The 25,016-nt window shown below is 71.6% G+C and carries 19 protein-coding genes; 7 read left to right on the top strand and 12 right to left on the bottom strand.

The window, feature by feature from the left end:
* Positions 1–26: 26 nt before the first annotated feature.
* The gene (locus QWU11_RS22655; RefSeq protein WP_290116306.1) at positions 27–770 is read left to right on the top strand and encodes a class I SAM-dependent methyltransferase; all 744 of its coding nucleotides are present in this window, start codon (positions 27–29) and stop codon (positions 768–770) included.
* Positions 771–776: 6 nt separating this feature from the next.
* Here QWU11_RS22655 and QWU11_RS22650 read toward each other — a convergent pair whose 3' ends face one another.
* From QWU11_RS22650 to tkt, 7 genes are all read right to left on the bottom strand, one after another.
* Positions 777–1,910, bottom strand: a complete 1,134-nt coding sequence (locus QWU11_RS22650) for a glutathione-independent formaldehyde dehydrogenase (protein WP_290116305.1) — start codon at positions 1,908–1,910, stop codon at positions 777–779.
* Positions 1,911–2,037: 127 nt separating this feature from the next.
* Positions 2,038–2,811, bottom strand: a complete 774-nt coding sequence (gene pgl / locus QWU11_RS22645; protein ID WP_290116304.1) for a 6-phosphogluconolactonase — start codon at positions 2,809–2,811, stop codon at positions 2,038–2,040.
* Positions 2,808–3,773 (bottom strand): glucose-6-phosphate dehydrogenase assembly protein OpcA, encoded by a 966-nt coding sequence (locus QWU11_RS22640; RefSeq protein ID WP_290116303.1) that lies wholly within the window; start codon positions 3,771–3,773, stop codon positions 2,808–2,810. Before QWU11_RS22640 ends, pgl begins: the two co-directional genes overlap by 4 nt.
* 1 nt (position 3,774) lies before the next feature.
* A complete protein-coding gene (gene zwf, locus QWU11_RS22635) occupies positions 3,775–5,310 on the bottom strand; it encodes a glucose-6-phosphate dehydrogenase (protein WP_290116302.1) in 1,536 nt (511 codons plus the stop codon).
* A gap of 267 nt (positions 5,311–5,577) precedes the next feature.
* Positions 5,578–7,188 carry a glucose-6-phosphate isomerase gene (locus QWU11_RS22630; protein ID WP_290116301.1) on the bottom strand — a complete coding sequence of 537 codons (1,611 nt, stop codon included), beginning with the start codon at positions 7,186–7,188 and terminating at the stop codon, positions 5,578–5,580.
* Between the two features lie 64 nt (positions 7,189–7,252).
* Positions 7,253–8,353: a transaldolase gene (tal, locus tag QWU11_RS22625; protein ID WP_290116300.1), complete on the bottom strand. Its 1,101-nt coding sequence runs from the start codon at positions 8,351–8,353 to the stop codon at positions 7,253–7,255.
* Between the two features lie 9 nt (positions 8,354–8,362).
* Positions 8,363–10,489 (bottom strand): transketolase, encoded by a 2,127-nt coding sequence (gene tkt / locus QWU11_RS22620; RefSeq protein WP_290116299.1) that lies wholly within the window; start codon positions 10,487–10,489, stop codon positions 8,363–8,365.
* A gap of 398 nt (positions 10,490–10,887) precedes the next feature.
* On the opposite strand from tkt, the gene QWU11_RS22615 reads away from it, so the two are divergent.
* From QWU11_RS22615 to QWU11_RS22600, 4 genes are all read left to right on the top strand, one after another.
* Complete coding sequence (locus QWU11_RS22615; protein WP_290116298.1) at positions 10,888–11,823, top strand: heme o synthase; 936 nt, start codon at positions 10,888–10,890, stop codon at positions 11,821–11,823.
* A gap of 16 nt (positions 11,824–11,839) precedes the next feature.
* A complete protein-coding gene (locus QWU11_RS22610) occupies positions 11,840–13,075 on the top strand; it encodes a PrsW family intramembrane metalloprotease (protein ID WP_290116281.1) in 1,236 nt (411 codons plus the stop codon).
* Between the two features lie 50 nt (positions 13,076–13,125).
* Entirely contained in the window at positions 13,126–13,539 is a 414-nt protein-coding gene (locus tag QWU11_RS22605) for a DUF302 domain-containing protein (protein ID WP_290116279.1), read from the top strand.
* Between the two features lie 187 nt (positions 13,540–13,726).
* A complete protein-coding gene (locus QWU11_RS22600; protein ID WP_290116278.1) occupies positions 13,727–17,017 on the top strand; it encodes a GH92 family glycosyl hydrolase in 3,291 nt (1,096 codons plus the stop codon).
* Between the two features lie 76 nt (positions 17,018–17,093).
* Here QWU11_RS22600 and QWU11_RS22595 read toward each other — a convergent pair whose 3' ends face one another.
* From QWU11_RS22595 to pdhA, 3 genes are read right to left on the bottom strand one after another with little or no spacing between them, the layout of a single operon-like run.
* Positions 17,094–18,365, bottom strand: coding sequence for a dihydrolipoamide acetyltransferase family protein (locus QWU11_RS22595; RefSeq protein ID WP_290116275.1), 1,272 nt, complete (start codon positions 18,363–18,365; stop codon positions 17,094–17,096).
* A gap of 7 nt (positions 18,366–18,372) precedes the next feature.
* Entirely contained in the window at positions 18,373–19,362 is a 990-nt protein-coding gene (locus tag QWU11_RS22590; protein WP_290116273.1) for an alpha-ketoacid dehydrogenase subunit beta, read from the bottom strand.
* A gap of 9 nt (positions 19,363–19,371) precedes the next feature.
* Positions 19,372–20,430, bottom strand: coding sequence for a pyruvate dehydrogenase (acetyl-transferring) E1 component subunit alpha (gene pdhA / locus QWU11_RS22585; protein WP_290116272.1), 1,059 nt, complete (start codon positions 20,428–20,430; stop codon positions 19,372–19,374).
* A gap of 138 nt (positions 20,431–20,568) precedes the next feature.
* Here pdhA and QWU11_RS22580 point away from each other — a divergent pair, with 138 nt between their 5' ends.
* Positions 20,569–21,192 (top strand): GntR family transcriptional regulator, encoded by a 624-nt coding sequence (locus QWU11_RS22580; protein ID WP_290116271.1) that lies wholly within the window; start codon positions 20,569–20,571, stop codon positions 21,190–21,192.
* A gap of 108 nt (positions 21,193–21,300) precedes the next feature.
* Positions 21,301–23,013 (top strand): DNA polymerase/3'-5' exonuclease PolX, encoded by a 1,713-nt coding sequence (gene polX, locus QWU11_RS22575; protein ID WP_290116251.1) that lies wholly within the window; start codon positions 21,301–21,303, stop codon positions 23,011–23,013.
* Here the strand turns inward: polX and QWU11_RS22570 are convergent.
* Together QWU11_RS22570 and QWU11_RS22565 are read right to left on the bottom strand one after the other, a co-directional pair.
* Entirely contained in the window at positions 22,995–23,978 is a 984-nt protein-coding gene (locus tag QWU11_RS22570) for a COX15/CtaA family protein (protein ID WP_290116250.1), read from the bottom strand. The two genes, polX and QWU11_RS22570, sit on opposite strands and share 19 nt — an antisense overlap.
* Positions 23,979–24,074: 96 nt before the next feature.
* Positions 24,075–25,016 carry an EamA family transporter gene (locus tag QWU11_RS22565; RefSeq protein ID WP_290116245.1) on the bottom strand — a complete coding sequence of 314 codons (942 nt, stop codon included), beginning with the start codon at positions 25,014–25,016 and terminating at the stop codon, positions 24,075–24,077.

Genomic DNA, 25,016 nt, shown 5'->3' with positions numbered 1-25,016 from the left:
CCGGTCAACTCTGCGACGATTGGCCCGTGATCTATGACCATCCGCAGGCCTACGAGCTGGCCTGTTCCTTCCGTGACGTGAGCGCCGAGGTGGACGCCCTGATGACGTGGGGCGGTGCCGCACGTGACGTTCTCGAGCTCGCGGCGGGGCCGGCCGAGCACGCGCGGGAGTTCGCCCGGCGCGGCGTCGCGGCCACCGCCCTGGACCTGAGCCCGGCGATGTGCGCGTACGCGCGCGACCGCGCCGCCGGGCTGCCGCTGGAGGTCGTGCAGGCCGACATGACCGGCTTCCGCCTCGACCGGCGGTTCGACCTGGTCGTCACGATGCTCGACTCGACCGCGCACCTGATGACGCTCGAGGACTTCGTGGCCTACCTCGGCTGCGTCCGTGAGCACCTCGCCGACGGGGGACTCGCGGTGATCGAGATGAGCCATCCGGCGGACCGGCTCGGCGACACGCCCCGCGTCTCCAACGCCTGGAGCGTGGACAAGGACGGCCTGCGGGCCCGTGTGCGGTGGGGCGAGCCCGGCGACGAGCTGGATCCGATCACCCAGGTCGTCAAGGACCACGTGACCATCGCCATCGACGGCGGCGAGGTGATCCAGGGCGTGGTGCCGTACCGGTTCTGGACCGCGACGGAGCTGACCGCCGCGATCCGGATCGCCGGTGGCCTCGCGGTCCAGGCGCAGTACGGGGACTTCGACCCGGAGGTCTCGCTCGGCTCCCCGCACGCCTGGCGCATGATCACCCTGTTGCGCCGGACCGGCTGACCCGGCTCACGGGTGCATGACGACCTTGGTCCAGCCGTGCTCCCTCGCGTCGAAGTTCCGGTATGCCTCCTCCGCGTCGTCGAGCGGCAGCTCGTGCGAGACGACGAAGGAGGGGCGGGCCCGGTCACTGGCGATGAGGTCGCGCAGGTACCGGTTGTAGGCCTTCACGTTGCACTGGCCCGTGCCCATCGACTGGCCCTTCCACCAGAACGCGCCGAAGTCGAAGAGCATCTCGCCGCGTTTGGCGATCTCGTCGATGGCGCCCGGGTCGCGCGGCACGAAGAGGCCGACGACGCCGAACCTGCCCGTGGGCTTCACCGAGCCGATCAGGTTGTTCATCGTCGTGTTCGGATGCTCGATGCCGTCGGGGTCGTGCGCCTGGTAACCGACGCACTCACACCCCCGGTCGGCGCCCTCGCCGTCGGTCAGGTCGAGCACCTGCTCGGTCGGCGGCGCCTTCCGGTCATCGATCGGGAACGCCCCCATCTCCTCGACGAGCCGCAGCCGGTCGGAGTGGCGGTCGACGGTCATGACGCGGTCCGCGCCCTTGATGATCGCGGCGTAGGTCGCCATGAGCCCGACCGGGCCGGCGCCAAAGACGACGACGGACTCCCCGGGCCGTACGCCCGCGAGTTCCGTCGCGTGGTAGCCGGTCGCGAAGACGTCCGCGCACATGACGTAGTCGAGCTCCTTCAGTGCCCTCTCGCGCGGGAGTTCGAGGCAGTTGAAGTCGCCGTGCGGGACGCGCAGGAACTCCGCCTGCCCGCCGTTGTACGAGCCGAGGCCGTCGAAGCCGAAGGCCGCGCCCGTACCCCCCGGGTTGGTCGTGATGCAGTACGCGGTGCGCCCGCGTTCGCAGTTGCGGCAGTAGCCGCAGCTGATGTTGAAGGGCACGGAGACACGGTCGCCCACCCGCAGCTGCTGCACGGCGCCGCCGATCTCGACGATCTCACCGAGGTTCTCGTGCCCGAGCACCCGTCCCGGCTCCAGGCCGGTCCGGCCCTCGTACATGTGCAGGTCCGAACCACAGATGCTCGTGGTCGTGATCTTGATGATGACGTCGGTCGGAGCCTCGACGACCGGGTCGGGAACTCGCTCCACGCGCACGTCGCGTGGTCCGTGAAAGACGACCGCCTTCATACAGGTCCTCCTGGTGCGTGTGCACGGTGGACTGATGAAGGAGGGCCGGGGCCGGGCGCCCGTCATTCCGGCATGACGGGGCGCTCTTCCCACTATCGCATCGCGGCGGGCTCCGCCCCCACCCGGGTCAGGGGGAGGCGGGACGGCCGAGGCCGGGCGGCAGCTCCTTGGCCGCGGCGCGGTCGAGCAGGAAGAGCGTGCGCTGCCGTCCGCGGGCCCCTGCGGCCGGGACCTGCATCGGGCCCGCCCCGGACAGGGCGAGCCGGGCGGCCGTGGCCTTCGACTCGCCCGCCGCGATGATCCACACCTCGCGTGCGGTACGGATCGCCGGAAGGGTGAGGCTCAGCCGGGTGGGCGGCGGCTTCGGTGCCCCGTGCACCGCCACCACCGGGCGGCGCTCGTACAGCGCGGGCATGCCCGGGAACAGGGACGCCACGTGCGCGTCCGGGCCCAGGCCCAGCATCAGCACGTCGAAGGAGGGCACCTCGCCGTGGTCGTCGGGACGGGTGGCCTTCAGGAGGTCGGCGGCGTACTGCTCCGCGCCCTCCTCCGGCGTGGCCACCCGGTCCGAGGCCGCCAGCGGGTGCACCCGCTGCTCGTCCACCGGCATGTGGTCGAGCAGGGCCGCCCGGGCGCCGGTCTCGTTGCGCTCCTCGTGCCCGGAGGGCAGGAAGCGCTCGTCTCCCCACCAGATGTCCAGGTGCCCCCAGTCGACGGCGGCGTGCGCCGGCGTGGCGGCCACCTCGGCCAGAACGGCGGTGCCCACGCCGCCGCCCGTCAGGCCGATGTGCGCGCCGCCACGGGCGGACTGGACGTCCACGAGCCGGGTGACCAGCCGCGCCGCGACGGCCTTGGCGAGCACCTCCTGGTCACGGTGGACCAGGACGCTCGGCACGGTCACGACTTCTTCGCCTTCGGCTTCGGTGCGGGCGTGGCCGCGGGCGCGGGTTCGGCGGAGACCTCCTCGCCCTTGGCGTAGCGCTGTACGGCCTCGCGGTAGACCTCGTCCGGGTCGAGCCGGCGCAGCTCCTCGGCCAGCAGCTCGGTGGTCGAACGCCGGTGGAGCGCGACCTGGCGGTCGGGCTGACCGGGCCGCGACAGCGTCGCCACCCGCCCGTCCGGGCGCGTCACGGCGATCTCGCCGCCCTTGGTGAACATGCGCACCGAGGTGATGCCGGGGCCGGACGACGGGACGACCTCGGCCGGCACGCCGAGACGCTGGGACAGCCAGCCGCCCAGCAGCGCTCCGCTCGGGTTCTCGCCCTCGCCCTCGATCTTGGCGCCGGTGATGTCGTCGTGCGCCTGGTCGAGCGCCGCGGCGAGCAGCGAACGCCACGGGGTGATGCGGGCCCAGGCGAAGTCGGTGTCGCCGGGCTGGTAACCGCCCGCCAGCCGCTTCAGCGTGCCGAGCGGGTCGCCGCCGCCCGCCGCGTCGGTCACGCGGCGCTGGGCGAGCGCGCCGAGCGCCTCGTCGCCGGGCGTGGCGGGCGCGGTGCCCGGCCACCAGGTGACGACGGGCGCGTCGGGCACGAGCAGCGGCAGCACGACCGAGTCGGCGTGTGCGGAGAGCTGGCCGTACATCCGCAGCAGCACCGTCTCGCCGGGCCCGGTCTCACCGACGCGCACCTCGGCGTCGAAGCGGGACTCGCTCTGACCGCCGCGCGCGATGACGCCGAGGATCCGGCACGGGTGCTCCCGCGCGGCCTCGGTCGACGCGCGGATCGCGTCGTACTGCGCCGCCTCGTCGGTGACCACGATCAGCGTCAGCACCTTGCCGGTGGCCGGGCCGCCCATCCGGTGCCGGGTCGCGGTCAGCGCGTCCTGGATCTTGCGGGTGGTGGTGTTCGCGAGATCGATGATCATCTTAGAGTCGCCTCCACGCTCGGCCGTCGCGGGCCATCATCTCGTCGGCCTCCTTCGGGCCCCAGCTCCCCGCCGGGTAGGTGACGGGCGCGCCGTGTTTGTCCCAGTGCTCCTCGACCGGGTCGAGGATCTGCCAGGACAGCTCGACCTCCTCCTGGCGCGGGAACAGCGGCGGGTCACCGATCAGCACGTCCAGCAGCAGCCGCTCGTAGGCCTCGGGGGAGGACTCGGTGAACGACTCGCCGTAGTCGAAGTCCATGTTGACGTCGCGGACCTCCATCGAGGTGCCCGGGACCTTCGAACCGAACCTCAGGGTCACGCCCTCGTCCGGCTGCACCCGGATGACCAGGGCGTTCTGTCCCAGCTCCTCGGTGTCGGTCTGCGCGAACGGCAGGTGTGGCGCGGTCTGGAACAGCAGCGCCACCTCGGTGGCGCGGCGGGCCAGCCGCTTGCCGGTCCGCAGGTAGAACGGCACGCCGGCCCAGCGGCGCGTGTCGATGTCGAGCCGCACCGCCGCGTAGGTGTCGGTGCGCGAGCCCGGCGGGATGCCGTCCTCCTCGCGGAACCCGGGCACCTTCACACCGCCCTGCCAGCCGGCGGTGTACTGCCCGCGGACGCTGTAGGTGTCGAGGTCTTCCGGCAAGCGTACGGCCGAGAGGATCTTGGCCTTCTCCGCGCGTACCGACTCGGCGTCGAAGGAGACCGGCTCCTCCATCGCGGTGAGCGCGAGGAGCTGGAGAAGGTGGTTCTGGATCACGTCGCGGGCCGCGCCGATGCCGTCGAAGTAGCCGGCACGACCGCCGATGCCGATGTCCTCGGCCATCGTGATCTGCACGTGGTCGACGTACGAGCGGTTCCAGATCGGCTCGTAGAGGGTGTTGGCGAAGCGGAGGGCCAGGATGTTCTGCACCGTCTCCTTGCCGAGGTAGTGGTCGATCCGGAAGATCGACTCCTCGGGGAAGACCTCGTGCAGGATGTTGTTGAGCTCCTGCGCGCTGGCCAGGTCGTGACCGAACGGCTTCTCGATCACCACGCGCCGCCAGGAGCCCTCCGAGGGCTGCGACAGGCCGCTGCGCTGCAGCTGCTTGACGACGTCCTGGAAGAACTTCGGCGGGATCGACAGGTAGAACGCGTAGTTGCCGCCGGTGCCGCGCTGCTCGTCGATCTCCTTGACGGTGTTCGCGAGGTTCTCGAACGCCGCGTCGTCGTCGAAGGTGCCCGGCACGAAGCGGATGCCCTCGCTGAGCTGGTTCCAGACCTCCTCGCGGAACGGCGTCCGCGCGTGCTCCTTCACCGCGTCGTGCGCGAGCTGCCGGAAGTCCTGGTGCTCCCAGTCGCGGCGAGCGAAACCGACGACCGCGAAGCCGGGCGGCAGCAGGCCGCGGTTGGCCAGGTCGTAGATGGCCGGCAGCAGCTTCTTGCGCGCCAGGTCGCCCGTGACCCCGAACAGCACGAGCACGCACGGTCCGGCCACCCGCGGCAGGCGTTTGTCGCGGGGATCGCGGAGCGGGTTGAGCACTTTCTCGATCCGCGTCATGTGCGGTCTCCGTCCTGCGTCATGGCTGGTCCGTTGGGCTGACTCATGCCCGACATCCCCCGTCCTTCCTGGCAGTGACACGCCCGGGTCGAAATACGCCGTCGTGGGCGCCGACCCTCCGCATTGTTCCATTTCCGGGGCACGTCATCCCACCCGGCATGACATGCCTCTCCGATCGTTCCAGTCGACGCACGTTCGTGTGGCCGAACAGCCGGTAAATGCCAGTAAAGCGGACCGCCCGAAAGGACGCCCACGCGCGGCCGGGCCTCAGCCTTCCAGGGCGGACGCCAGCCTGGCCAATCCGGCGGCGCGGTCGCGCAGATGCAGGCGTACGGCCGGCAGGCCCCGCGACCGCAGCGCCCGCAGGTCGCCGAACGCCTGGGCGAGCTGCAGGGTGGCGAGGGAGTAGGGCCGTCCCGGCACGTCGAGGTCGTCGGTCACCGCGCCGGTGATCTGCAGGAACACCCCGGTCGGCGGGCCGTCCTTGTGCAGCTGGCCGGTGGAGTGCAGCACCCGCGGCCCCCACGCGAACGTCACCTGGGCGTCACGCGCGTCGGCGACCCGCCGGGCGAGCGGCGCCCGCAGCCCCGAGGCGCCCTCAGCCTCGTCGAGATAGGCCATGAGGGCCAGGTAGCCGCGCGGCGGCACGGCGTCCACGAGCGCCGCCAGGACGTCCGGGAGGTCCTTGGCGCCGTCGAGCACCTCGCGGGACCCGTGCACCTCCACCTCGCCGTCCACGAGCGCGGGCTCGCCGCCGATGACGGTGGGGGCCTGGCCCTCGTCCGAGCCGCGCAGCAGGGCCGCGACGGAGTCGCCGGCCTCGCGTACGGCCGGCCGGGCGAACGGGCTGACGCCGATGACGCGGCACGCCACCGCCGCCGCGTACTCCCACAGCAGGAACTGCGCGCCCAGCGGGCCGGAGACGGCCAGTCCGACGCCCTCGGCGCGGTCGCCGAGCACCAGCCGCCGTACGTCGCCGCCGGCGCCGAAGCCCGGGGCGGTCAGGTCCTCCACCACGACGGGCACGACGCCCGTGCCGTCCTTGCCGGTGGACTCGGCCACCAGCTGCTCGACCCAGCCGCCGAATCCGTGCAGGCCCGAGCCGTTGTCGGCCACGACGAGCTTGTCGCGGCCGTTCGCCGGCGAGGCGCCGAGGGCGGCGCCGAGCACCAGGCCGGGGTTGTCGAAGGTGAGGTGCAGCGAGGGGACGAGCGCCTCGGCCTCGTCGAGCAGGCCCCGTACGTCGACCCCGCACAGCGCCGCGGGCACCAGTCCGTAGGCGTTCAGCGCGCCGTAGCAGCCGGCCACGTCCGGTTCGGCCGTGACGACCTCGCCGCCCCGGTCGCGCAGCGGGGAGCCGGGCGGGGCCACGACGACGGTCCGCGTCGCCGGGTCGATCCCCGCGTCACGGAAGGCCCCGGCGAACACCCGCCGGACGGCGTCGGTCTCCACCGCGTCCTCGCCGGACACGACCAGGACCGTACGGTCCAGCGCGGATCCGGCCGCCCGCCGTACCTGCCGCGGGTCGGTGGTGTCGAGCAGGGTCAGGTCCGCGTCGTGGGTGCGGGCGATGATCTCCGCGGCCAGCGCGGAGCCGCCCGTGCCGGCCAGGACCACGCGGCCGAGGCCGGCGAAGCGCTCCGACAGGGCGTCGAGGCGGGGGAGCAGGCGGCGGGACCTGCCGGGTGCGAGCACCCAGCCGAGCCGTCCGGCCGCCTCCTCCGCCAGCGCGCCGGGCCCCCACAGACGGGGGTTCCCGGACATGAGCGCCGACGGCACGCCGTCCGCCGCCAGCCGTTCGAGGACGCCGTCGACCGCGTCGACGGCGTCGCCCTGGACGGTGACGGACACTTCGCCGCCGGTCACTCGCAAGGTCACAGTGCCTCCTGGTTCGCCCCGTACCCGGGCTGGTCCTGCCCGTTCCGGGGCGACCCACGCCTTGCTATCCGGCCTTGTCCTCCAGCTCGCGCTTGATCGTGTCGAGGAGTTCGGTCCAGGAGGTCTCGAACTTCTCCACGCCCTCCTCCTCGAGGACGCGGACGACGTCGTCGTAGTCGACCCCCGCCTCCTTGAGCGACGCCATCAGCGCGCGGGCCTCGTCGTACCCGTGGCTGACCGTGTCGCCCGTGACGTCGGCGTGGTCGGCGACGGCGTCGAGTGTCGCCTCCGGCATCGTGTTGACCGTCTGCGGCGCCACGAGGTCCTCGACGTACAGCGTGTCGCGGTAGTCGGGGTTCTTGACGCCGGTGGAGGCCCACAGCGGACGCTGGGGACGGGCGCCGGCGTTCTTCAGCGCCGTCCAGCGGTCGGTGGCGCTCTTCTGCTCGAACAGCTCGTACGCCAGGCGCGCGTTGGCGACGGCGGCCTTGCCGTTCAGGCCGGCCTTGCCGAGCTTCTCCAGCCGCTTGTCGATCTCGGTGTCGACGCGGCTCACGAAGAACGACGCGACCGACTCGATCTTCGACAGGTCGTGGCCGTTCGCGCGGGCCTTCTCCAGTCCCTCGAAGAAGGCGTCGATGACCTGGCCGTAGCGCTCCAGCGAGAAGATCAGCGTGACGTTGACGCTGATGCCCTCGGCGAGCGTCGCGGTGATCGCCGGCAGCCCGGCGAGCGTCGCCGGGATCTTGATGAACACGTTGGGCCGGTCGACCATCCACCACAGCGCCTTGGCCTCGGCGACGGTCTTCTCGGTCTCGTGCGCCAGGCGCGGGTCGACCTCGATCGAGACGCGGCCGTCCACGCCGTCGGTGCGGTCGAAGACCGGGCGCAGGACGTCGGCCGCCCAGCGGATGTCGTACGTCGTGATGGCGCGGGAGGCCTCCTCGACGTCGACGCCGCGTACGGCCAGGTCACGGACCTGCTCGTCGTACGCCGAGCCCTTGCTCAGCGCCTTGGCGAAGATCGTCGGGTTGGAGGTGACGCCGACGACGTTCTTGTCACGGATCAGCTCCGTGAGGTTGCCGGTCTTCAGGCGCTCACGGCTGATGTCGTCGAGCCAGATGGACACGCCCTCGTCGGAGAGCTTCTTCAGGTTGTCGCTCATTGTCTCTCCTCAACTTCCGGTCGTGGAACCCTGGCCGACCGCGCCGCTCACCTTGGTGAGGCTCGCGCGGGCCGCCGCCACGACACGGTCGGCCGTGAAGCCGAACTGCTGGTAAAGCGTCTCGTAGTCGGCCGAGGCGCCGAAGTGCTCCAGGCTCACGCTCTCGCCGGCGTCGCCGACGTAGGCGCGCCAGCCGAGCGCGACGCCCGCCTCGACGGACACCCGGGCGCGTACGGCCGGAGGCAGCACCTGCTGCTTGTAGGACTCGTCCTGGTCCTCGAACCACTCGATCGAGGGCATCGACACCACGCGGGTGGGCACGCCGTCGGCCTCAAGCGTCTCGCGCGCCGCGACCGCGATCTGCACCTCGCTGCCGGTGGCGATCAGGATGACCTCGGGCTGCCCGTTGGAGGCGTCGGCCAGGACGTAGCCGCCCTTGGCCGTGCCGTCGGCCGACCCGTACTTCGAGCGGTCCCAGGTCGGGACCTTCTGGCGGGTGAGCGCCAGGCCCACCGGGCGGTCGGGGTTCTCGAGGAGCGTCCGCCAGGCGACGGCCGTCTCGTTGGCGTCCGCCGGCCGTACGACGACGAGCCCGGGGATCGCGCGCAGCGCCCACAGGTGCTCGACCGGCTGGTGGGTCGGGCCGTCCTCGCCGAGCCCGATGGAGTCGTGCGTCCACACGTAGGTGACCGGCAGCTTCATCAGCGCGGCCAGGCGCACGGACGGCCGCATGTAGTCGCTGAAGACCAGGAACGTGCCGCCGTACGGGCGGGTGCCGTCGTGCAGCGCGATGCCGTTCATGATCGCACCCATGCCGTGCTCGCGGATGCCGAAGTGCAGCGTGCGGCCGTAGCGGTTTCCGGGGAAGTCCTTGGTCTGGTACTCCTCCGGGATGAAGGACGGCTCGCCCTTCATCGTGGTGTTGTTGCTGCCCGCGAGGTCGGCCGAGCCGCCCCACAGCTCCGGCAGCACCGGGCCGATCGCGCTGAGGATCTCGCCGGAGGCCGCGCGGGTCGCGAGGCCCTTGCCGGCCTCGAACTCCGGCAGCCTGGCGGTCCAGCCGTCGGGCAGGCGGCGCACCGAGATCCGGTCGAACTCCGCCGCGCGCTCGGCGTTGCCGGCGCGCCAGGCCTCGTACGCGGTGTTCCACTCGGCGTGCGCGGCGCGGCCCCGCTGGACGACCTCACGGGCGTGCCCGAGGGTGTCCTCCGGCACGTCGAAGGTCGCGTCCGGGTCCTGGCCGAGCACGCGCTTGGTGGCGGCGACCTCGTCGGCACCGAGCGCGGCGCCGTGCGCCTTGCCGGTGTTCTGGAGGTTCGGCGCGGGCCAGCCGATGATCGTGCGCAGCGAGATCAGCGAGGGCCGGCCGGTCTCGGCCTTGGCGGCCACGAGCGCGCGGTAGAGGGCCTCGGGGTCCTCCCTGTAGCCGTCGTCGCCGGAGGTCCAGTCGACCGTCTGGACGTGCCAGCCGTACGCCTCGTAGCGCTTGGCCACGTCCTCGGACTTGGCGATCTGGGTGTCGTCCTCGATGGAGATGCGGTTGTCGTCATAGATGACGACGAGGTTGCCGAGCTTCTGGTGGCCGGCGAGGGAGCTGACCTCGTGGCTGATGCCCTCCTCGATGTCCCCGTCGGAGGCGATCGAGTAGATGAAGTGGTCGAACGGGCTGTCGCCGGCGGCCGGCTCCGGGTCGAACAGGCCGCGCTCACGCCGCGCCGCCATCGCCATGCCGACCGCGTTGCCCAGGCCCTGGCCCAGTGGCCCGGTCGTGGTCTCCACGCCGATCGTGTGGCCGTGCTCGGGGTGACCCGGCGTGAGGCTGCCCCACTTGCGGAGCCTCTTGAGGTCATCGAGGTTCAGGCCGTACCCGGACAGGTAGAGCTGGATGTAGAGCGTCAGGCTGCTGTGCCCGGCGGACAGGACGAAGCGGTCGCGCCCGGCCCAGGCCGGATCGGTGGGGTCGTGCCTCATCACGCGCTGGAACAGCAGGTAGGCGGCCGGCGCGAGGCTCATGGCGGTGCCCGGGTGACCGGAGCCCGCCTCCTCCACGGCGTCCATGGCGAGTGCGCGGACCGTGTCCACGGCCCGCTGGTCCAGCTCGGTCCAGGCGAAGGTGTTGTCGGAATCCGTACTCACGAGACGCTCCAGGCTCCTCTCGGCAACGTGCTTGGCCCCCGTGACCCGCCCCAGGGCGCGAAGAGTGTGTTCTCGATCTCGGAGTACCTTGAACAGGCCACTCTCAGGGCCTCAGACGAGCCTATCGTCCGGAACTTTTGCCGGACGCGGGACTCTATGTGTCGTAACGGCGTGTCTCGTCGCGCACTTCCCGCGATGAGCGGCCTGAACCCTTCCGCGCGTCGCGAGTCGGCCCACCCCGGTGAGGGGGTGGGCACCCACCGGCACTACAGTGATGTCGCGGCCGAGGCCGGTGATTGACAGGGCCCGGAATTCGGCAAAGTGGCGGTAAAGATTCGAGGAATAGGCACAGTGCCCCTTTATGTCGTGACTGCGGCGGTGGACGTCCCGTGACGGTGGTGATCAATCGTCCCTTGCGGACGCCCGTGCCGCCGGCTCCCGGCCGCCGGCCGCTGGGCGCGCTCGTACGCGCCTACGTCGCGCTGACCAAGCCCCGGATCATTGAGCTGCTGCTCATCACGACGCTGCCGGTGATGTTCCTCGCCGCCGACGGGCTGCCGCCGCTGTGGCCGGTGATCGCCACGCTGGCGGGCGGCATGCTGTCGGCCGGCAGCGCCAACGCGCTCAACTGCTACATCGACCGCGACATCGACGCCAAGATGCGCCGCACCCGTCGCCGCCCGCTGCCGATGGTTCAGGTCTCCCCGCGCGAGACGCTGATCTTCGGCATCGTGCTCGCCGTCGTCTCCACGGCCTTCCTCGGCCTGGCGCTCAACTGGGTCGCGGCGAGCCTCTCGGTGTTCGCGATCCTGTTCTACGTCTTCGTCTACTCCCTGCTGCTGAAGCGCCGCACGTCCCAGAACGTCGTCTGGGGCGGGATCGCCGGCTGCATGCCGGTCATGATCGGCTGGTCGGCACTGACCGGGAGCATGGCCTGGACGCCGGTCGTGCTGTTCCTGGTGGTCTTCTTCTGGACGCCGCCGCACACCTGGACGCTCGCCATGCGCTACCGCGAGGACTACGCCGCGGCCAACGTGCCGATGCTGCCGGTGGTGGCCACCGAGCGGCGGGTGGCCATCGAGGTGATCGTCTACACCTGGGTCACGCTGGCCTGCTCCCTGGCGCTGTGGCCGGTGGCGCACACGACGATCTTCTATCCGGTGGTCGCGGCCGTGCTGGGCGCCGTCTCGCTGGTCGAGGCCTACCGGCTGCTGGGCCGGGTCCGGGCGGGCAAGACCGGCCCCGTGCTCAAGCCGATGCGCTACTTTCACCTGTCGAACGCCTATCTCGCGCTGCTCTTCCTGGCAGTGGCGATCGACCCGCTCCTCCACTGAGGGTTAATGTCGCGGCATGGCGCGCGTTGATCCCAAGGCTGTCCTCGAAGGCCGCATGCCCGGACGGGCCCCGGTCGGCCTGATCGTCGGCCTCATCGTCACCTCCCTGTGCGCGCTGGTCGTCCTGGGCATCGACGCGCTCAACGGAGCGCCGTTCGTCATCGGGTTCATCCTGGCGATCCTGCCGGTGCCGCTGCTCGTGGCGCTCGTGCTCATGCTCGACCGGCTCGAACCCGAGCCGTGGCGGGCCCTGGTGTTCGCCTTCATGTGGGGCGCGGGCGTGGCCGTCCTGGGCGCGCTGCTGCTCAACACGGCGGGCTATGAGCTGCTGACCAAGCCCGTCTTCGGCGAGCGGGGAGAGCTCGTCACCGCCTCCATCGGGGCCCCGCTGGTCGAGGAGTCGCTCAAGGGCGCCGTGCTGTTCGGCTTCCTGTGGTTCCGCCGGCACGAGCTGGACGGGCTGACCGACGGCATCATCTACGCCGGCATGGTCGCCCTCGGCTTCGCGATGATGGAGAACATCGGCTACTACATGCGGGCGATCGACCAGCACAACCTCGAGGCCGTGTTCATCATGCGCGGCGTGATCTCACCGTTCGGGCACCCGCTGTTCACCTCGATGACCGGGCTCGGGGTGGCGTACGCGGCGCTGCACCGGGGGGCGGCGCGGGTCGCCGCGCCCATCGCGGGCCTGTGCGGGGCGATGATCCTGCACGGCGCGTGGAACTTCTCCACCGCCTTCGGCCTGCGGGGCCTGACCGTGGCGTACGGCATCGACTTCTGCATCATCGTCGGCCTGATCGTCATCGTGGCGTGGGAGCGGCGCCAGACCGTACGCCTGATCCGGCTGCACCTGCCGATGTACGCCGCGACGGGCCTGGTCACGCCGCAGGACGTCCAGATGCTGGGCAGCATCGCACTGCGCCGCCGGGCCCGGCAGTGGGCCCGCATGGCCGGGGGCACCTCCGCGGGCCGCGCGATGGGCGACTACCAGCTCGCCGCGACCGAGCTCGCGCTGCTGCACCAGCGGGCGGAGCGCGGCGTCGCCGAGCCGGCCTGGTTCTACCGCCGCCGGCTGGACCTGATGAACCTCATGCACATGGCCCGGCAGGCGTTCCAGGTCCAGCGCACGCGGCCGCTGATGCCGCCGTGGGCGGGCCCCGACCAGTCGGGCTTCCTCCAGCCGGGCCCCTCCTTCGGCCCGCCGCCGCCCGGCCCCTTCCGCCCTCCCGGTCCGTACGGGCCTGGCTGAGCCCCCCGATCGGGTATGACCGGCTGAGCCGTCACAGGGAGAGGGAACAGATGAGCGATCATGGCATGGTCACGGTCGCCAGCGGCTGGTCCGCCGGCGAGACGATCGACCGCCTGCAGGCCGTGGCCACCGAGGCCGGCCTGCTCGTGTTCGCCCGGATCGATCACGCGGCCGGCGCCGCCCGCGCCGGGATGGAGCTTCGGCCGACGGAGCTGCTGATCTTCGGCAACCCCCAGGGCGGCACCCCGTTGATGCAGGATCGGCAGACCAGCGGCATCGACCTGCCGATCAAGGCCCTCGCCTGGCAGGACGCGGAGGGCAAGGTGTGGCTGACCTACAACGACGCCGCGTGGCTCGCCGACCGCCATGGGCTGGGGGCCGAGAGCGAGACCGCGGTCAGGGCCATCGAGGCCGGTCTCACGCGACTCGTCGAGCGAGCGGTCGGCCCGGCCTCCAGCGCGTAGTCGGCCGCACCCTCCGGGCTCCGGCCGCCGCCTGAGCGGCCTCTTCTCGGCCGCGGCCGCGCGACTGGCCGGAAGCGGCTCTTGACCGTCCGGGTCAGGCGGATTGACAATCGCGCAACGACAACGTTGTCATCCCTGCGCCACCCCCGCCGGCGCAGCCTGTGCCTCCCGGCCCTGAGGAGAAGCAGTGCTCAGACGTTCGCGCACGCGCCTGGCAGGGGTTCTCTGCCTGGCTCTCGGCTCTCTGGCCCTGCCGGCACTGCCGGCGGTGGCGGCCGGGCTCGATCCGGCCTCCTACGTCAACACCTTCACCGGCACCCAGGACGGCGGGCCCGACTTCGGCCACGGCGGCGGGGCCGGGATGGACTTCCCCGGCGCGGTCGTGCCGTTCGGCATGATGCAGTGGAGTCCCGACACGGTCCGCAGCTCCGGCGGCGGTTACAAGTACGAGGACAACCGGCTCCGCGGGTTCAGCATGACCCACATCTCCGGGCCCGGCTGCACCGGCGCGCAGGACTTCCCCGTCATCCCGTTCTCCGGGCCGATCACGAACTCGCCCGCGACGCACGGCTCGGACTACGTCCAGACCTTCCAGCACGCGAACGAGCGGGCCGAGCCCGGCTCGTACGCGATGACGACCGACACGGGGGTGAAGACCGAGCTGACCGCCACCCAGCGCGCGGGCGTGGCGCGCTTCACCTTCCCCACCGACAAGGTGGGCACGCTGCTGCTCAACGTGACCGGCTCGATCAACGGCGTGGACGACGCCGAGGCGACGGTCAAGGGCGACACCGTCTCCGGCTGGGCCGAGACCGGGGGCTTCTGCGGCTCCGACACGCGCTACAAGGTCTACTTCAGCGCCACCTTCGACCGGCCCTTCGCGGCGTACGGCACGTGGAAGGACGACGCCGTCGACCCCGGGCAGGCCGACGTACGGGGACACTCGCCGGCCAAGGTCCCGCAGCAGGCGCAGAAGATCTTCGGGCGGATCCACAACGGCCCCCAGGGCAGGCCGCTCCCGCAGACCGCGCCCAAGATCACGGCCAAGGACGTCAATGTCAAGGGCCCGGGGTCGGGCGTCTACCTGCAGTTCGACACCAGCAAGGCCAAGCCGGTGCAGATGCGCGCCGCGGTGTCCTACGTGAGCGTCGACGGAGCCCGGAGGAACCTGTCCGCCGAGGTCGGCGCCAGGGGCTATGACACCGTACGCGCCGCCGCGCACCGCGCGTGGGAGAAGCGGCTCGGCCAGATCAAGGTCGAGGGCGGCGCGGCCGACCCGCTGCGGACCTTCTACACGGCGCTCTACCACGCGCTGCTCCAGCCGTACGTCTTCGACGACGTCGACGGCTCCTACACCGGGTTCGACTACCGCACCCACAAGGTCAGGAAGGGCCATCACCAGTACGCGACGTTCTCCGGCTGGGACATCTACCGCAGCGAGGCGCAGCTCATCGCCCTGCTCGCCCCGGACGTCGGCGCCGACATCGCCCAGTCGATGTACAACGACGCGCACTCCGTCGGCGACGTCTGGGACCGCTGGTCGCACCAGAACACCATCACCGGCGTCATGAACGGCGACCCATACCACTCGATCATCTCGACCATGTACGCGTTCGGCGCGCGCGGCTTCGACGCGCACGGCGCGCTGGCCGCCATGGTGAAGGGCGCGAACCGGGTCGGGGAGGACGAGGCCACCGGCTACACCGAGCGGTCCGGCAACGGCGACTACCTCAAGCTCGGGTACGTGCCGGGCGACCCGGCGACCACGCTGGAGTACGGCCTGGCCGACTTCGGCATCGCCCAGCTCGCCCAGCGGATCGGAGACAAGGGCACCTACCAGACGTTCATGAAGCGCTCCCACGCCTGGGAGACGATCTACAACCCGCTGAACGACTGGATCCAGCCGCGCTTCGCCGACGGCTCGTTCCTGTCCCCGTTCGACCCGGCCGACCCCGGCTGGTACGTCGAGGGCAACGGCGCGCAGTACCACTGGATGACCTACTCCGACGTCGCCGGCCTGTTCGGCGCCATGGGCGGGCGTGACAAGGCGGCCCAGCGGCTCGACACGTTCTTCACCGAGCTGAACGCCGGGTCGCAGAAGCCGTACGCCTACCTCGGCAACGAGCCGTCGCTGCAGACGCCCTGGCTGTACGACTGGGCCGGTCAGCCGTACAAGGCCCAGGACGTCGTCGCACGGGCCCGTACGACGCTGTTCAAGCCCGGCCCGGACGGTCTGGTCGGCAACGACGACCTCGGCACGATGTCGGCCTGGCGGGTCTTCGCGGGCCTCGGCATGTACCCGGCGATCCCGGGCCGCGCCGAGATGCTCCTGAACAGTCCCGAGTTCCCGAAGATCACCGTACGGCGCTCCAGCGGCCAGAAGATCACGATCAACGCGCCGGGCGCCTCGGACGCGAACTACTACGTGCGGTCGCTGAAGGTCGGCGGCAGGGCCACGACGCGCGCCTGGCTGCCGGAGTCGTTCGTCGCCTCCGGCGGGAGGCTCGACTACGCCATGGGCGCCCAGCCCAACACCTCCTTCGGCAGCGACCCCAAGGACGCCCCGCCCTCGTTCGGCACCGGCGCGAAGCCGTTCCTGTCCGCGGTCTCGCCCGGGATGACCTCGCTCGAACCCGGCGGCTCGGTCGAGGCGACGCTCCGGGTGCAGGCCGTCGGCAAGGGCGACACCGTCACCTGGGCGGCCAGGCCGCCCGCGGGGATCACCGTGACGCCCGCCTCGGGGACGCTGCAGGTCGGCGACGCCGGCCGGGCGGACCAGAAGGTGACCGTCTCGGTGTCCGCCGACGCGAAGCTGGACTTCTACTCGGTGCCCTTCGAGCTGACCGCCTCCGGCGCGTCGGTCGGCGCGAGCGGCATGACCCTCAACGTGGCCCGGCGCGGCACGATCGAGTGGTACCAGAACAACGCCGGCATCTCCGACGACGGCGCCCCCGGCCAGGCCAACTTCGACGGCGGCGGCTGGAGCTACTCCGCCCAGGCGCTCGCCGCGGCGGGCCTCACGGCGGGCCGGCCGGTGAGCTGGAACGGCCTGACGTTCACCTGGCCGGGCCGTAAGACCGGGCAGCTCGACAACGTCCAGGTCAGCGGCCAGGTGGTCGACCTGCCGAGCGCACCGCAGGGCGCGTCGAAGCTGGCGTTCCTGGGGGCGGCGGGCAATGGCGACGCGTCCTCGACGGTGACCGTCACCTACACCGACGGGTCGACGGCGTCGGGCGCGCTGGAGTTCAGCGACTGGGCGCTGGGCGCGGACGCGTACCCGCCGAGGTTCGGCAACGAGGTCGTCGCCAAGACGCCGTATCGCAACGGCTCCGACGGAGGGAAACAGGAGATCAACATGTACGTGTTCGGCGCCACGCCGATCGCGCTGGACTCTTCCAAGCAGGTCAGGAGCGTCACGCTGAACACGCCCAAGTCCGGCTCGGGCTCACTGCACGTGTTCGCCTGGGCGTTCGCCTAGAGCCTGGAGAAAGTGGTGCGGGGTGCCCCGTCTGTGGTTCTTCACGAGACGGGGCACCCCTGCTTTTCGGGCCGGCTCAGGCGACGATGCGGAGAGGGTTCTCCAGCAGGTCCGCGAGCTGGCCGAGGAACGCCGCGCCGGTCGCGCCGTCACAGGCGCGATGGTCGATCGACAGCGTCAGGGTCATCCGGTCGCGAGGGATGACCTCGCCATCCCGGAAGACCACGTCCTTACGGGTGGCGCCGACGGCCAGGATGGCCGCCTCCGGCGGGTTGATGACGGCCGTGAAGGCGTCCACGCCGAACATGCCCAGGTTGCTGACGGTGAACGTCCCGCCCGACATCTCCTGCGGCGTGAGCCGCTGCTCACGGGCGCGCCCGGCCATCTCGCGGGTCTCGGCGCCGATCGCCGACACGCTCTTGCGGTCGGCGTCGCGGATCACCGGGACGACCAGGCCCTCCTCCAGCGCCACCGCGACACCCACGTGCACCCGCTTGTGCACGAGCAGGTTCTCCTCGGTGAAGGAGACGTTGAGCACCGGGTTGGCCCGCAGCGCCGTCGCGCACGCCTTGACGATCAGGTCGTTGACGCTGACCTTGGCCGGGGCGAGGGCGGTGTTGAGCGTCGCGCGGAAGGCGAGCAGGTCCTCCACGTCGATGACGCGCGTCAGGTAGAAGTGCGGCGCCGTGCGCATGCTCTCAGCGAGGCGGCGCGCGGTGACCTTGCGGATCCGGCTCAGCGGCACCCGCTCGATGTCCTCGTCCTCGACGGCCGGCTGAACCGGCTGGGACGGCTGGGCGGGCCGGGCCGCCTGGGCGACCGGCGGCGCGGCCGCGGGCGCGGTGGACATCACGGCGTCGTCGAGCGCGGCCGCCTCCACGTCGGCGCGGACGATGCGGCCGCCGGGACCGGAGCCGGTCAGCGCGGTGAGGTCGACGCCGCTCTCTCGCGCGAGCCGCCGGGCGAGCGGCGAGGACGGCGGGCGGGACCGGCCGTTCCGGTCCGCGGGCGCCTCGGCGGGCGCGGTCACCGTACGGGCCGCGGCGTCGTTGTTATCGGTGACCGCGGTCGGAGCCGCGGGCGCCGGTGCCGGCCTGGCGGCGGGCTCGGCGCCATCGGTGACCAGGACCGCGATCGGCGTGCCGATGGCCGCCGTGCCGCCCTCCGGGACGAGGATCTCGCCGAGGACGCCGTCCTCGTACGCCTCGTACTCCATCAGGGCCTTGTCGGTCTCGATGTCGACGAGCGAGTCACCGGCGGACACCTTGTCGCCGGGCTTCTTGTGCCACGAGCTGACGACGCCTTCCTCCATGGTGTCGGACAGGCGGGGCATGAGGATCTCGGACATGGTCTTCCTAACGGCGGCCGGTGGCGCGGAGGGTGTCGCGCACGGCGGTGACGAGGGAATCGGCCGACGGCAGCGCGGCGAGTTCCAGGGGCTTGGAGTAGGGGAGCGGCACCTCGGCCATCGCCACGCGGCGCACCGGCGCGTCGAGCCAGTCGAAGGCGCCCTCCTGGATCGTCGCCGCGATCTCGGCGCCGATCCCGTACGTGAGCCAGTCGTCCTCGGCGATCACGGCGCAGCCCGTACGCCGGACCGAGGCGACCACGGTCTCGCGGTCGAGCGGGCGCAGGCTGCGCAGGTCGACGACCTCGGCGGAGACGCCCTCGCCGGCGAGCCGCTCGGCGACCTCGGTGGCGACGTGCGCCATACGCGAGTAGGCGATGATCGTGATGTCGCTGCCCCCGCGGGTGACGGCGGCCCGGCCGATCTCGGCGGGCGCGCTCTCCTCGGGCACCTCGCCGCGGGTGTTGTACAGCGAGAGGTTCTCCAGGAACAGCACCGGGTCGTCGTCGCGGATCGCGGCCTTGAGCATCGCCGACGCCTCGGCGGGCGTGCTGGGGGCCAGGACCTTCAGGCCGGGGATGAAGGAGTAGAACAGCTCGACGTTCTGGGAGTGGGTGGCGCCGAGCTGCTGCCCGCCGCCTCCGGGCGTGCGGATCACCATCGGCACGCTGCACTGCCCGCCGAACATTCCGTAGATCTTCGCGGCGTGGTTGACGATCTGGTCGAGGGCGAGCAGCGAGAAGTTGATCGTCATGATCTCGACGACGGGCCGCAGGCCGAGCATCGCGGCGCCGATGGCGGCGCCGACGAAGCCCTCCTCGGCGATGGGGGTGTCGCGGACCCGGCGGGGCCCGAACTCCTTCAGCAGCCCTTCGGTGATCTTGTACGACCCCTCGAAGACGCCGATCTCCTCGCCCATGACGAACACGTCCTCATCGCGCAGCATCTCGGCGCGGAGCGTGTCCCGGAGGGCCTGACGGTAGGTGACAGTGGCCATCGAGGCTCCTCAGAAGACCGGGTCGGCGGGCAGGCGGCGGGACTCGCCCGGCACCGGCGTCGCGTAGGTGTAGTCGAACAGTGTGCTCACGTCCGGGTGCGGGCTCTCGTCCGCGAACGCCGCGGCGTCGTCGACCTCGGCCTTCACCTCGGCGTCGAGCTTCTCGCGGTCCTCGGCGGACAGGATCCCGGCCTCCTCCAGCTCCAGGGCGAGCCGGGCGAGCGGGTCGGCGGCCTTGAGCGCGTCCTTCTGTTCGGCCGTCCGGTACCGCGCCGGGTCCACGACCGAGTGGCCCTTCAGCCGGGGGCTGGTCGCCTCCAGCAGGAACGGCTTGCTCTCCGTACGGGCCTGCTCGACGGCGGCGTGCGCGGCCTCGCGTACGGCCTCGACGTCGCTGCCGTCGACCCGCGTCCCCTGCATGCGGTAGGCGGCGGCGCGTCTGTACAGCTCGGGCTCGGCCGAGGACTGGTCGACCGTGGTGCCCATGCCCAGGCCGTTGTTGATGACGACGTAGACGATCGGCAGGTCCCACAGCGCGGCCATGTTCAGCGACTCGTGGAAGGCGCCGATGTTGGTGGTGCCGTCGCCCATCTGGCACATGACGACCTCGTCGCCGCCTCGGTAGGAGATGGCCAGCGCGGCGCCGGTGGCGAGGGGAAGCTGGCCGCCGACGATGCCGTACCCGCCGAGCAGCCGGGACTCGGTGTCGAACAGGTGCATCGAGCCGCCCCAGCCCTTGGAGACGCCGGTGCTGCGCCCGTACAGCTCGGCCATGACGCGGCGGGACTCGATGCCGCGGGCGAGGGCGTAGCCGTGCTCGCGGTAGTTCGTGAACAGGTAGTCGCGGGGCTCGAGGGCGGCCATGAGGCCGGTGACCGTGGCCTCCTCACCGAGGTTGAGGTGGCAGTACCCGCCGATCTTCGCCTCGGTGTAGGCCCGCGCCGCGCGTTCCTCAAAGCGGCGGATCAGCAGCATCTGCCGGTAGTACGCGACGAGCGTCTTCGGCTGCTGCCTGGCCTTTCGCGGTCGGCGGGGGCGTGCCGGACTCCTCGTTTCGGTGTCACCCATCGAGGTGTTCCCTTCGTACGGCGGGGCGCCGGCGGGGGTTGCCCACTGGGTGCGCCCATCAATCAAGAGGCGAGCAATGATCGATCATAGATCAAGCGTACGTGTCCCCTGACCCCGGACCCTCTACGATTGATCAGCGTGAACGCTCTCAACGCTCCGGCCCTGGTGCGTACCGGCCTCGGCGACCAGATCCGTCAGGTCCTCATCGAGGGAATCCTCTCAGGTCGCCTGCAACCCGGCGAACGCGTGGTCGAGCGCCGTATCGCCGCTGAGCTGGGCGTCAGCCAGGCGCCCGTGCGCGAGGCGCTCCGCCAGCTGGAGGCGCTCCGGCTGATCGAGACGATGCCCAACCGCGGCGCGCGCGTCCGCGAGTTCACCGAAGAGGACTTCGCCGAGTTCTTCCCCGTACGGGCCGGGCTGGAGGAGACCGCCGCGGACCTCGCCGCGCCGCGGCTGGCGGGCCGCGTGGAGGGCCTGGAGGTCCACATCAAGCGCCTGGCGGCGGCGGAGGGCCCCGACATCATGCGGCACAGCGTCGCCTTCCACCGCGAGATCGTCGAGGCGTCCGGCAACGGCCTGCTGCGGTCCATCTGGGAGTCGCTCGGCATCGAGATCTGGACCACACTTTCGGTCCGCCGCCACGACACCGAGCTGTGCGGCAAGACCGCCGAGCACATCGAGATCGCCGAGGCGTTCCGGAGCGGAGACCCCGGCGTCGGCCGCATGCTGCACGACCACGTCCTGAGCTACGCCCCCTCGTGACCGTTCCAGCCGTGACTTCGCCGAGCCGGCCGGACGCTCGCTCGCTCGCTCGCCCCACCACCGGTTCGAGACGACGCGACTGTCGTAGGCGCGGCCTAGGATCGCCTCATGGGGCGTCCCAACGACGAGCTCGCGGAGCTCTTCCAGGAGTTCGCGGACCTGCTTTCGATCACCGGTGAGGCGGCGTACAAGGTGCGCGCCTACGAGAAGGCCGCGCGCGCCATCAGTGGCTACTCCGAGGACGTCTCGACGCTCGACCTCAAGGGCCTGCGCAAGGTTCCCAACGTCGGCGAGGCGATCGCCAAGAAGATCCTCGACTACCGCGAGAACGGCACGATCCGGCAGCTCGAGGCCGTACGCGCCAAGATTCCCGCCGGTGTGCGCGCCCTCACCGCTATCCCCACGCTCGGGCCCAAGAAGGCGCTCGTGCTGTACGAGGAGCTCGGCATCTCCTCCGTCGACGAGCTCGCCGAGGCGATCCCGGCCGGACGGCTGGAGGGGCTCAAGGGCTTCGGCGCCAAGACCGAGGAGAACATCCTCCACGGCATCGAGCTCATGCGCCGGGCCGGCGACCGGGTGCTGATCGACGTCGCGATGGGCGTGGCCGAGGAGATCGTCGCCGCGCTGTCGCCACTCGCCGGCCGGTGTGAGTACGCCGGCTCGCTGCGCCGTTCGAAGGAGACCATCGGCGACGTCGACATCCTCGCCACGGCCGAGGACTCCGGGCCGCTCATGGCGGCGTTCGCCGCGCTGCCGCTGGTCGCCGAGGTGATCGCCCGGGGCGAGAAGAAGACCTCGATCCGTACGGTCAAGGACCTCCAGGTCGACCTGCGGGTCGTCCCGCCCGAGTCCTACGGCGCCGCCCTGCAATACTTCACCGGCGCGAAGGCGCACAACGTCCGCACCCGCGAGATCGCCGTACGGGCCGGGCTGAAGCTGTCGGAGTACGGCCTGTTCGAGGTGGAGTCCGGCGACCTCGTCGTGTCGGCCACCGAGGAGGAGGTCTACGAGCGCCTCGGCCTGCCGTGGGTGCCGCCGACGCTGCGCGAGGACGGCGGCGAGATCGACGCGGCGCTCAAGGGCGAGCTGCCCCGGCTCGTACAGCTCGACGATCTACGCGGTGACCTGCACAGCCACACCGACCTCACCGACGGGACCGCCTCGCTGGAGGACATGGTCGCCGCGGCCGCCGCGCACGGCTGGGCGTACTTCGCGATCACCGACCACGCGCCCAACCTGTTCATGCAGCGGATGACGGACGAGAAGATGCTGGCCCAGCGCGAGGCCGTGCACGCGCTCGGCGAGCGCTATCCGGACCTCACGCTGCTGCACGGCACCGAGCTCAACATCGACCCCGAGGGCGAGGTCGACTGGCCGGAGGAGTTTCTGTCCGGTTTCGACATCTGCGTCGCGTCGGTGCACTCGCAGTTCACCCAGGACCGTGACGTCATGACGCGCCGGATCGTACGCGCCGTCGAGAATCCCGGCGTGCACGTCCTCGGCCACCCGACCGCCCGCCTCATCGGCCGCCGCGCGCCGGTCGACGCCGACTGGGACACGGTCTTCGAGGCCTGCGCCCACCATCGGACCGTCGTGGAGATCGACGCGTTCCCCGACCGGCTGGACCTGCCCGCCGACCTGATCCGCCGCGCGCTGCGGCACGGCGTGAAGTTCTCCATCGACAGCGACGCCCACGCCACCGGGCACTTCGCCAACCTGCGCTACGGCGTGGGCACGGCCCAGCGCGGCTGGCTGACCACGGACGACGTGGTCAACACCTGGCCGCTGGACCGCCTGCGCGCCTACCTCGACGGGAGCTGATCGGCGACCGGCGCCGCGGGCCGGGACGCGGGATCGGGCCCCGCGGCCCGCTCCCGTACGGCGAAGGCGACCCGGAGCGTCGCGATCCACACGAGCGCCGAGCCGAGCACGTGCAGGACGACGAGGGGGCCGGGGACGCCGGTGAAGTACTGCACGTAGCCGATGACGCCCTGCGCCAGCTCGATCGCGAGGAGCTCCAGCGCCCGCCGCTGCAGCCGGCCCGGGGCGTTGGTCAGCCGCAGCCCGAGCAGCAGCGCGAACGTCAGCCCGACGGTCGCCCACACCAGGTCGGCGTGCAACTGCGCGACCTGCTCGATCCGGAACCCGAACCGCGGTGACGTGGCGTCGCCCGCGTGCGGCCCGGTGCCGGTCACGACGGTGCCCGCGATCAGCAGCGCGAAGACCACCGGAACGAGCGCGCGGGCGAGCCAGACGAGCTCGGCCCGTACGAGCCGGTGCGGTGGCCCGTCGCCCTCGGAGGCGCGTACCCACAGGGCCGTGGCGGCGGCGAGCAGCGCGGGGGAGAGCAGGAAGTGCGCGGACACGGCGGCGGGGTCGAGGTCGGTGAGGACGACGATGCCGCCGACGATCGCCTGCGCCACGACGCTGAGCGGCTGGATCGCGGCGAGGCGCAGCAGGTCGCGGCGCCGGGGCCGCAGCCGCCACGCCGCGACGAAGACGGCGACACCGACGGCGAGCACGAGGAAGGTCAGCAGGCGGTTGCCGAACTCGATCGCCATGTTGACGGCGGCGTGCTCGGAGGAGTGCGTGGGCACCAGGCTGTCGCCGGTGCACTTGGGCCAGGTGGGACACCCGAGCCCGGACCCGCTGACGCGCACGGCGGCACCGGTCGACATGATGAGCGCGTTGCCGGCCACCCCGGCGAGGGCGAGCCACCGCATCGAGGCGGCCGTGGGCCGCCAGACGGCATCGATGAGCCCCGTCACGGGATTGTGGGATCGCACGCCATCATCGTATGAGTGCCCGCGACCGCCGGGGATCCGGGTCCGCCGGACCGCACCTCGGCGAGGCCGCGTCAGCCCTCCTGCGCTGCGGTGGGATCAGGCCTCGGGGGCTTCGGGTGGGGATTGCTGGAAGCGAGTGGCGCCGACGCAGGCGGTGATGACCAGGCCGATGGCCAGCCACTCCTGCCAGTGGAGGATCTCGCCGAGGAAGATCAGGCCCACCAGGGCGCCCACGGCGGGTTCGAGGCTCATCAAGATGCCGAAAACCCGGGCCGAGACGCGCCGAAGGGCCTCCAGCTCCAGGGTGTACGGGATGACCGACGACAGCAGGCCGACCCCGGCCGCGACGAGGAGCAGTTCCGGGTCGAGGAGCTTCGTGCCGGCCGTGCTCACGCCGACCGGCAGCATGGCGGCCGCGCCGACGATGCTCGCCAGCGCCAGACCGGACGAGCCGGAGAACCTCCGGCCCGTGGCGCCGCTCAGCAGGATGTACGCGGCCCAGCCGGCCGCCGCCAGCAGTGCGAACGCCACGCCCACGAGGGACACGTCGCCGTCGCCGCGGGCCAGCGTCGCCACGCCGCCCAGCGCGAGGAGCGCCCACACCAGGTCCAGCCGGCGCCGTGAGGCCAGGATCGCGACCGACAGCGGGCCGAGGAACTCGATCGTCACCGTGATGCCCAGCGGCAGCCGTGCGAGCGCCTGGTAGAAGCAGGCGTTCATCCCGGCGAGCGTCAGGCCGAACAGCGCGGCCACGCCGATGTCGCGCCAGGAGTGCAGGCGGCGGAGGTCGCGCAGGGACGATCGGTAGACCACGCCGAGGACCACGGCCGAGGTCAGCAGCCGCATCATCACGACCGCGTCCGGCGAGGAGCGGGCGAAGAGATTCTTGGCCAGGCCCGCGCCCACCTGGACCGAGACGATGCCGAGCAGGATCAGCGCGGGCGGCGGCACGGAGCCGAACGAGGGCCGGAAGGAGACCGTCCGCGCGCGGAAACGGCCCGCCCGGCCGTACGAGCCCTGGGCGTCAGCGAGCGCCAT

Source organism: Actinomadura sp. DC4 (assembly GCF_030406325.1).
Taxonomy (GTDB): Bacteria; Actinomycetota; Actinomycetes; order Streptosporangiales; family Streptosporangiaceae; genus Actinoallomurus.
The sequence above is the reverse complement of the archived record's forward strand: the minus strand, read 5'-3'. Positions and strand labels throughout refer to the sequence as shown.

Coding starts and splice junctions, on each gene's coding strand:
- QWU11_RS22650 (WP_290116305.1), bottom strand. CDS start 1,910: ATGAAGGCGGTCGTCTTTCACGGACCACGCGACGTGCGCGTGGAGCGA.
- QWU11_RS22640 (WP_290116303.1), bottom strand. CDS start 3,773: ATGATCATCGATCTCGCGAACACCACCACCCGCAAGATCCAGGACGCG.
- zwf (WP_290116302.1), bottom strand. CDS start 5,310: ATGACGCGGATCGAGAAAGTGCTCAACCCGCTCCGCGATCCCCGCGAC.
- tal (WP_290116300.1), bottom strand. CDS start 8,353: ATGAGCGACAACCTGAAGAAGCTCTCCGACGAGGGCGTGTCCATCTGG.
- QWU11_RS22610 (WP_290116281.1), top strand. CDS start 11,840: ATGGCGCGCGTTGATCCCAAGGCTGTCCTCGAAGGCCGCATGCCCGGA.
- QWU11_RS22605 (WP_290116279.1), top strand. CDS start 13,126: ATGAGCGATCATGGCATGGTCACGGTCGCCAGCGGCTGGTCCGCCGGC.
- QWU11_RS22595 (WP_290116275.1), bottom strand. CDS start 18,365: ATGTCCGAGATCCTCATGCCCCGCCTGTCCGACACCATGGAGGAAGGC.
- QWU11_RS22590 (WP_290116273.1), bottom strand. CDS start 19,362: ATGGCCACTGTCACCTACCGTCAGGCCCTCCGGGACACGCTCCGCGCC.
- pdhA (WP_290116272.1), bottom strand. CDS start 20,430: ATGGGTGACACCGAAACGAGGAGTCCGGCACGCCCCCGCCGACCGCGA.
- polX (WP_290116251.1), top strand. CDS start 21,301: ATGGGGCGTCCCAACGACGAGCTCGCGGAGCTCTTCCAGGAGTTCGCG.
- QWU11_RS22565 (WP_290116245.1), bottom strand. CDS start 25,016: ATGGCGCTCGCTGACGCCCAGGGCTCGTACGGCCGGGCGGGCCGTTTC.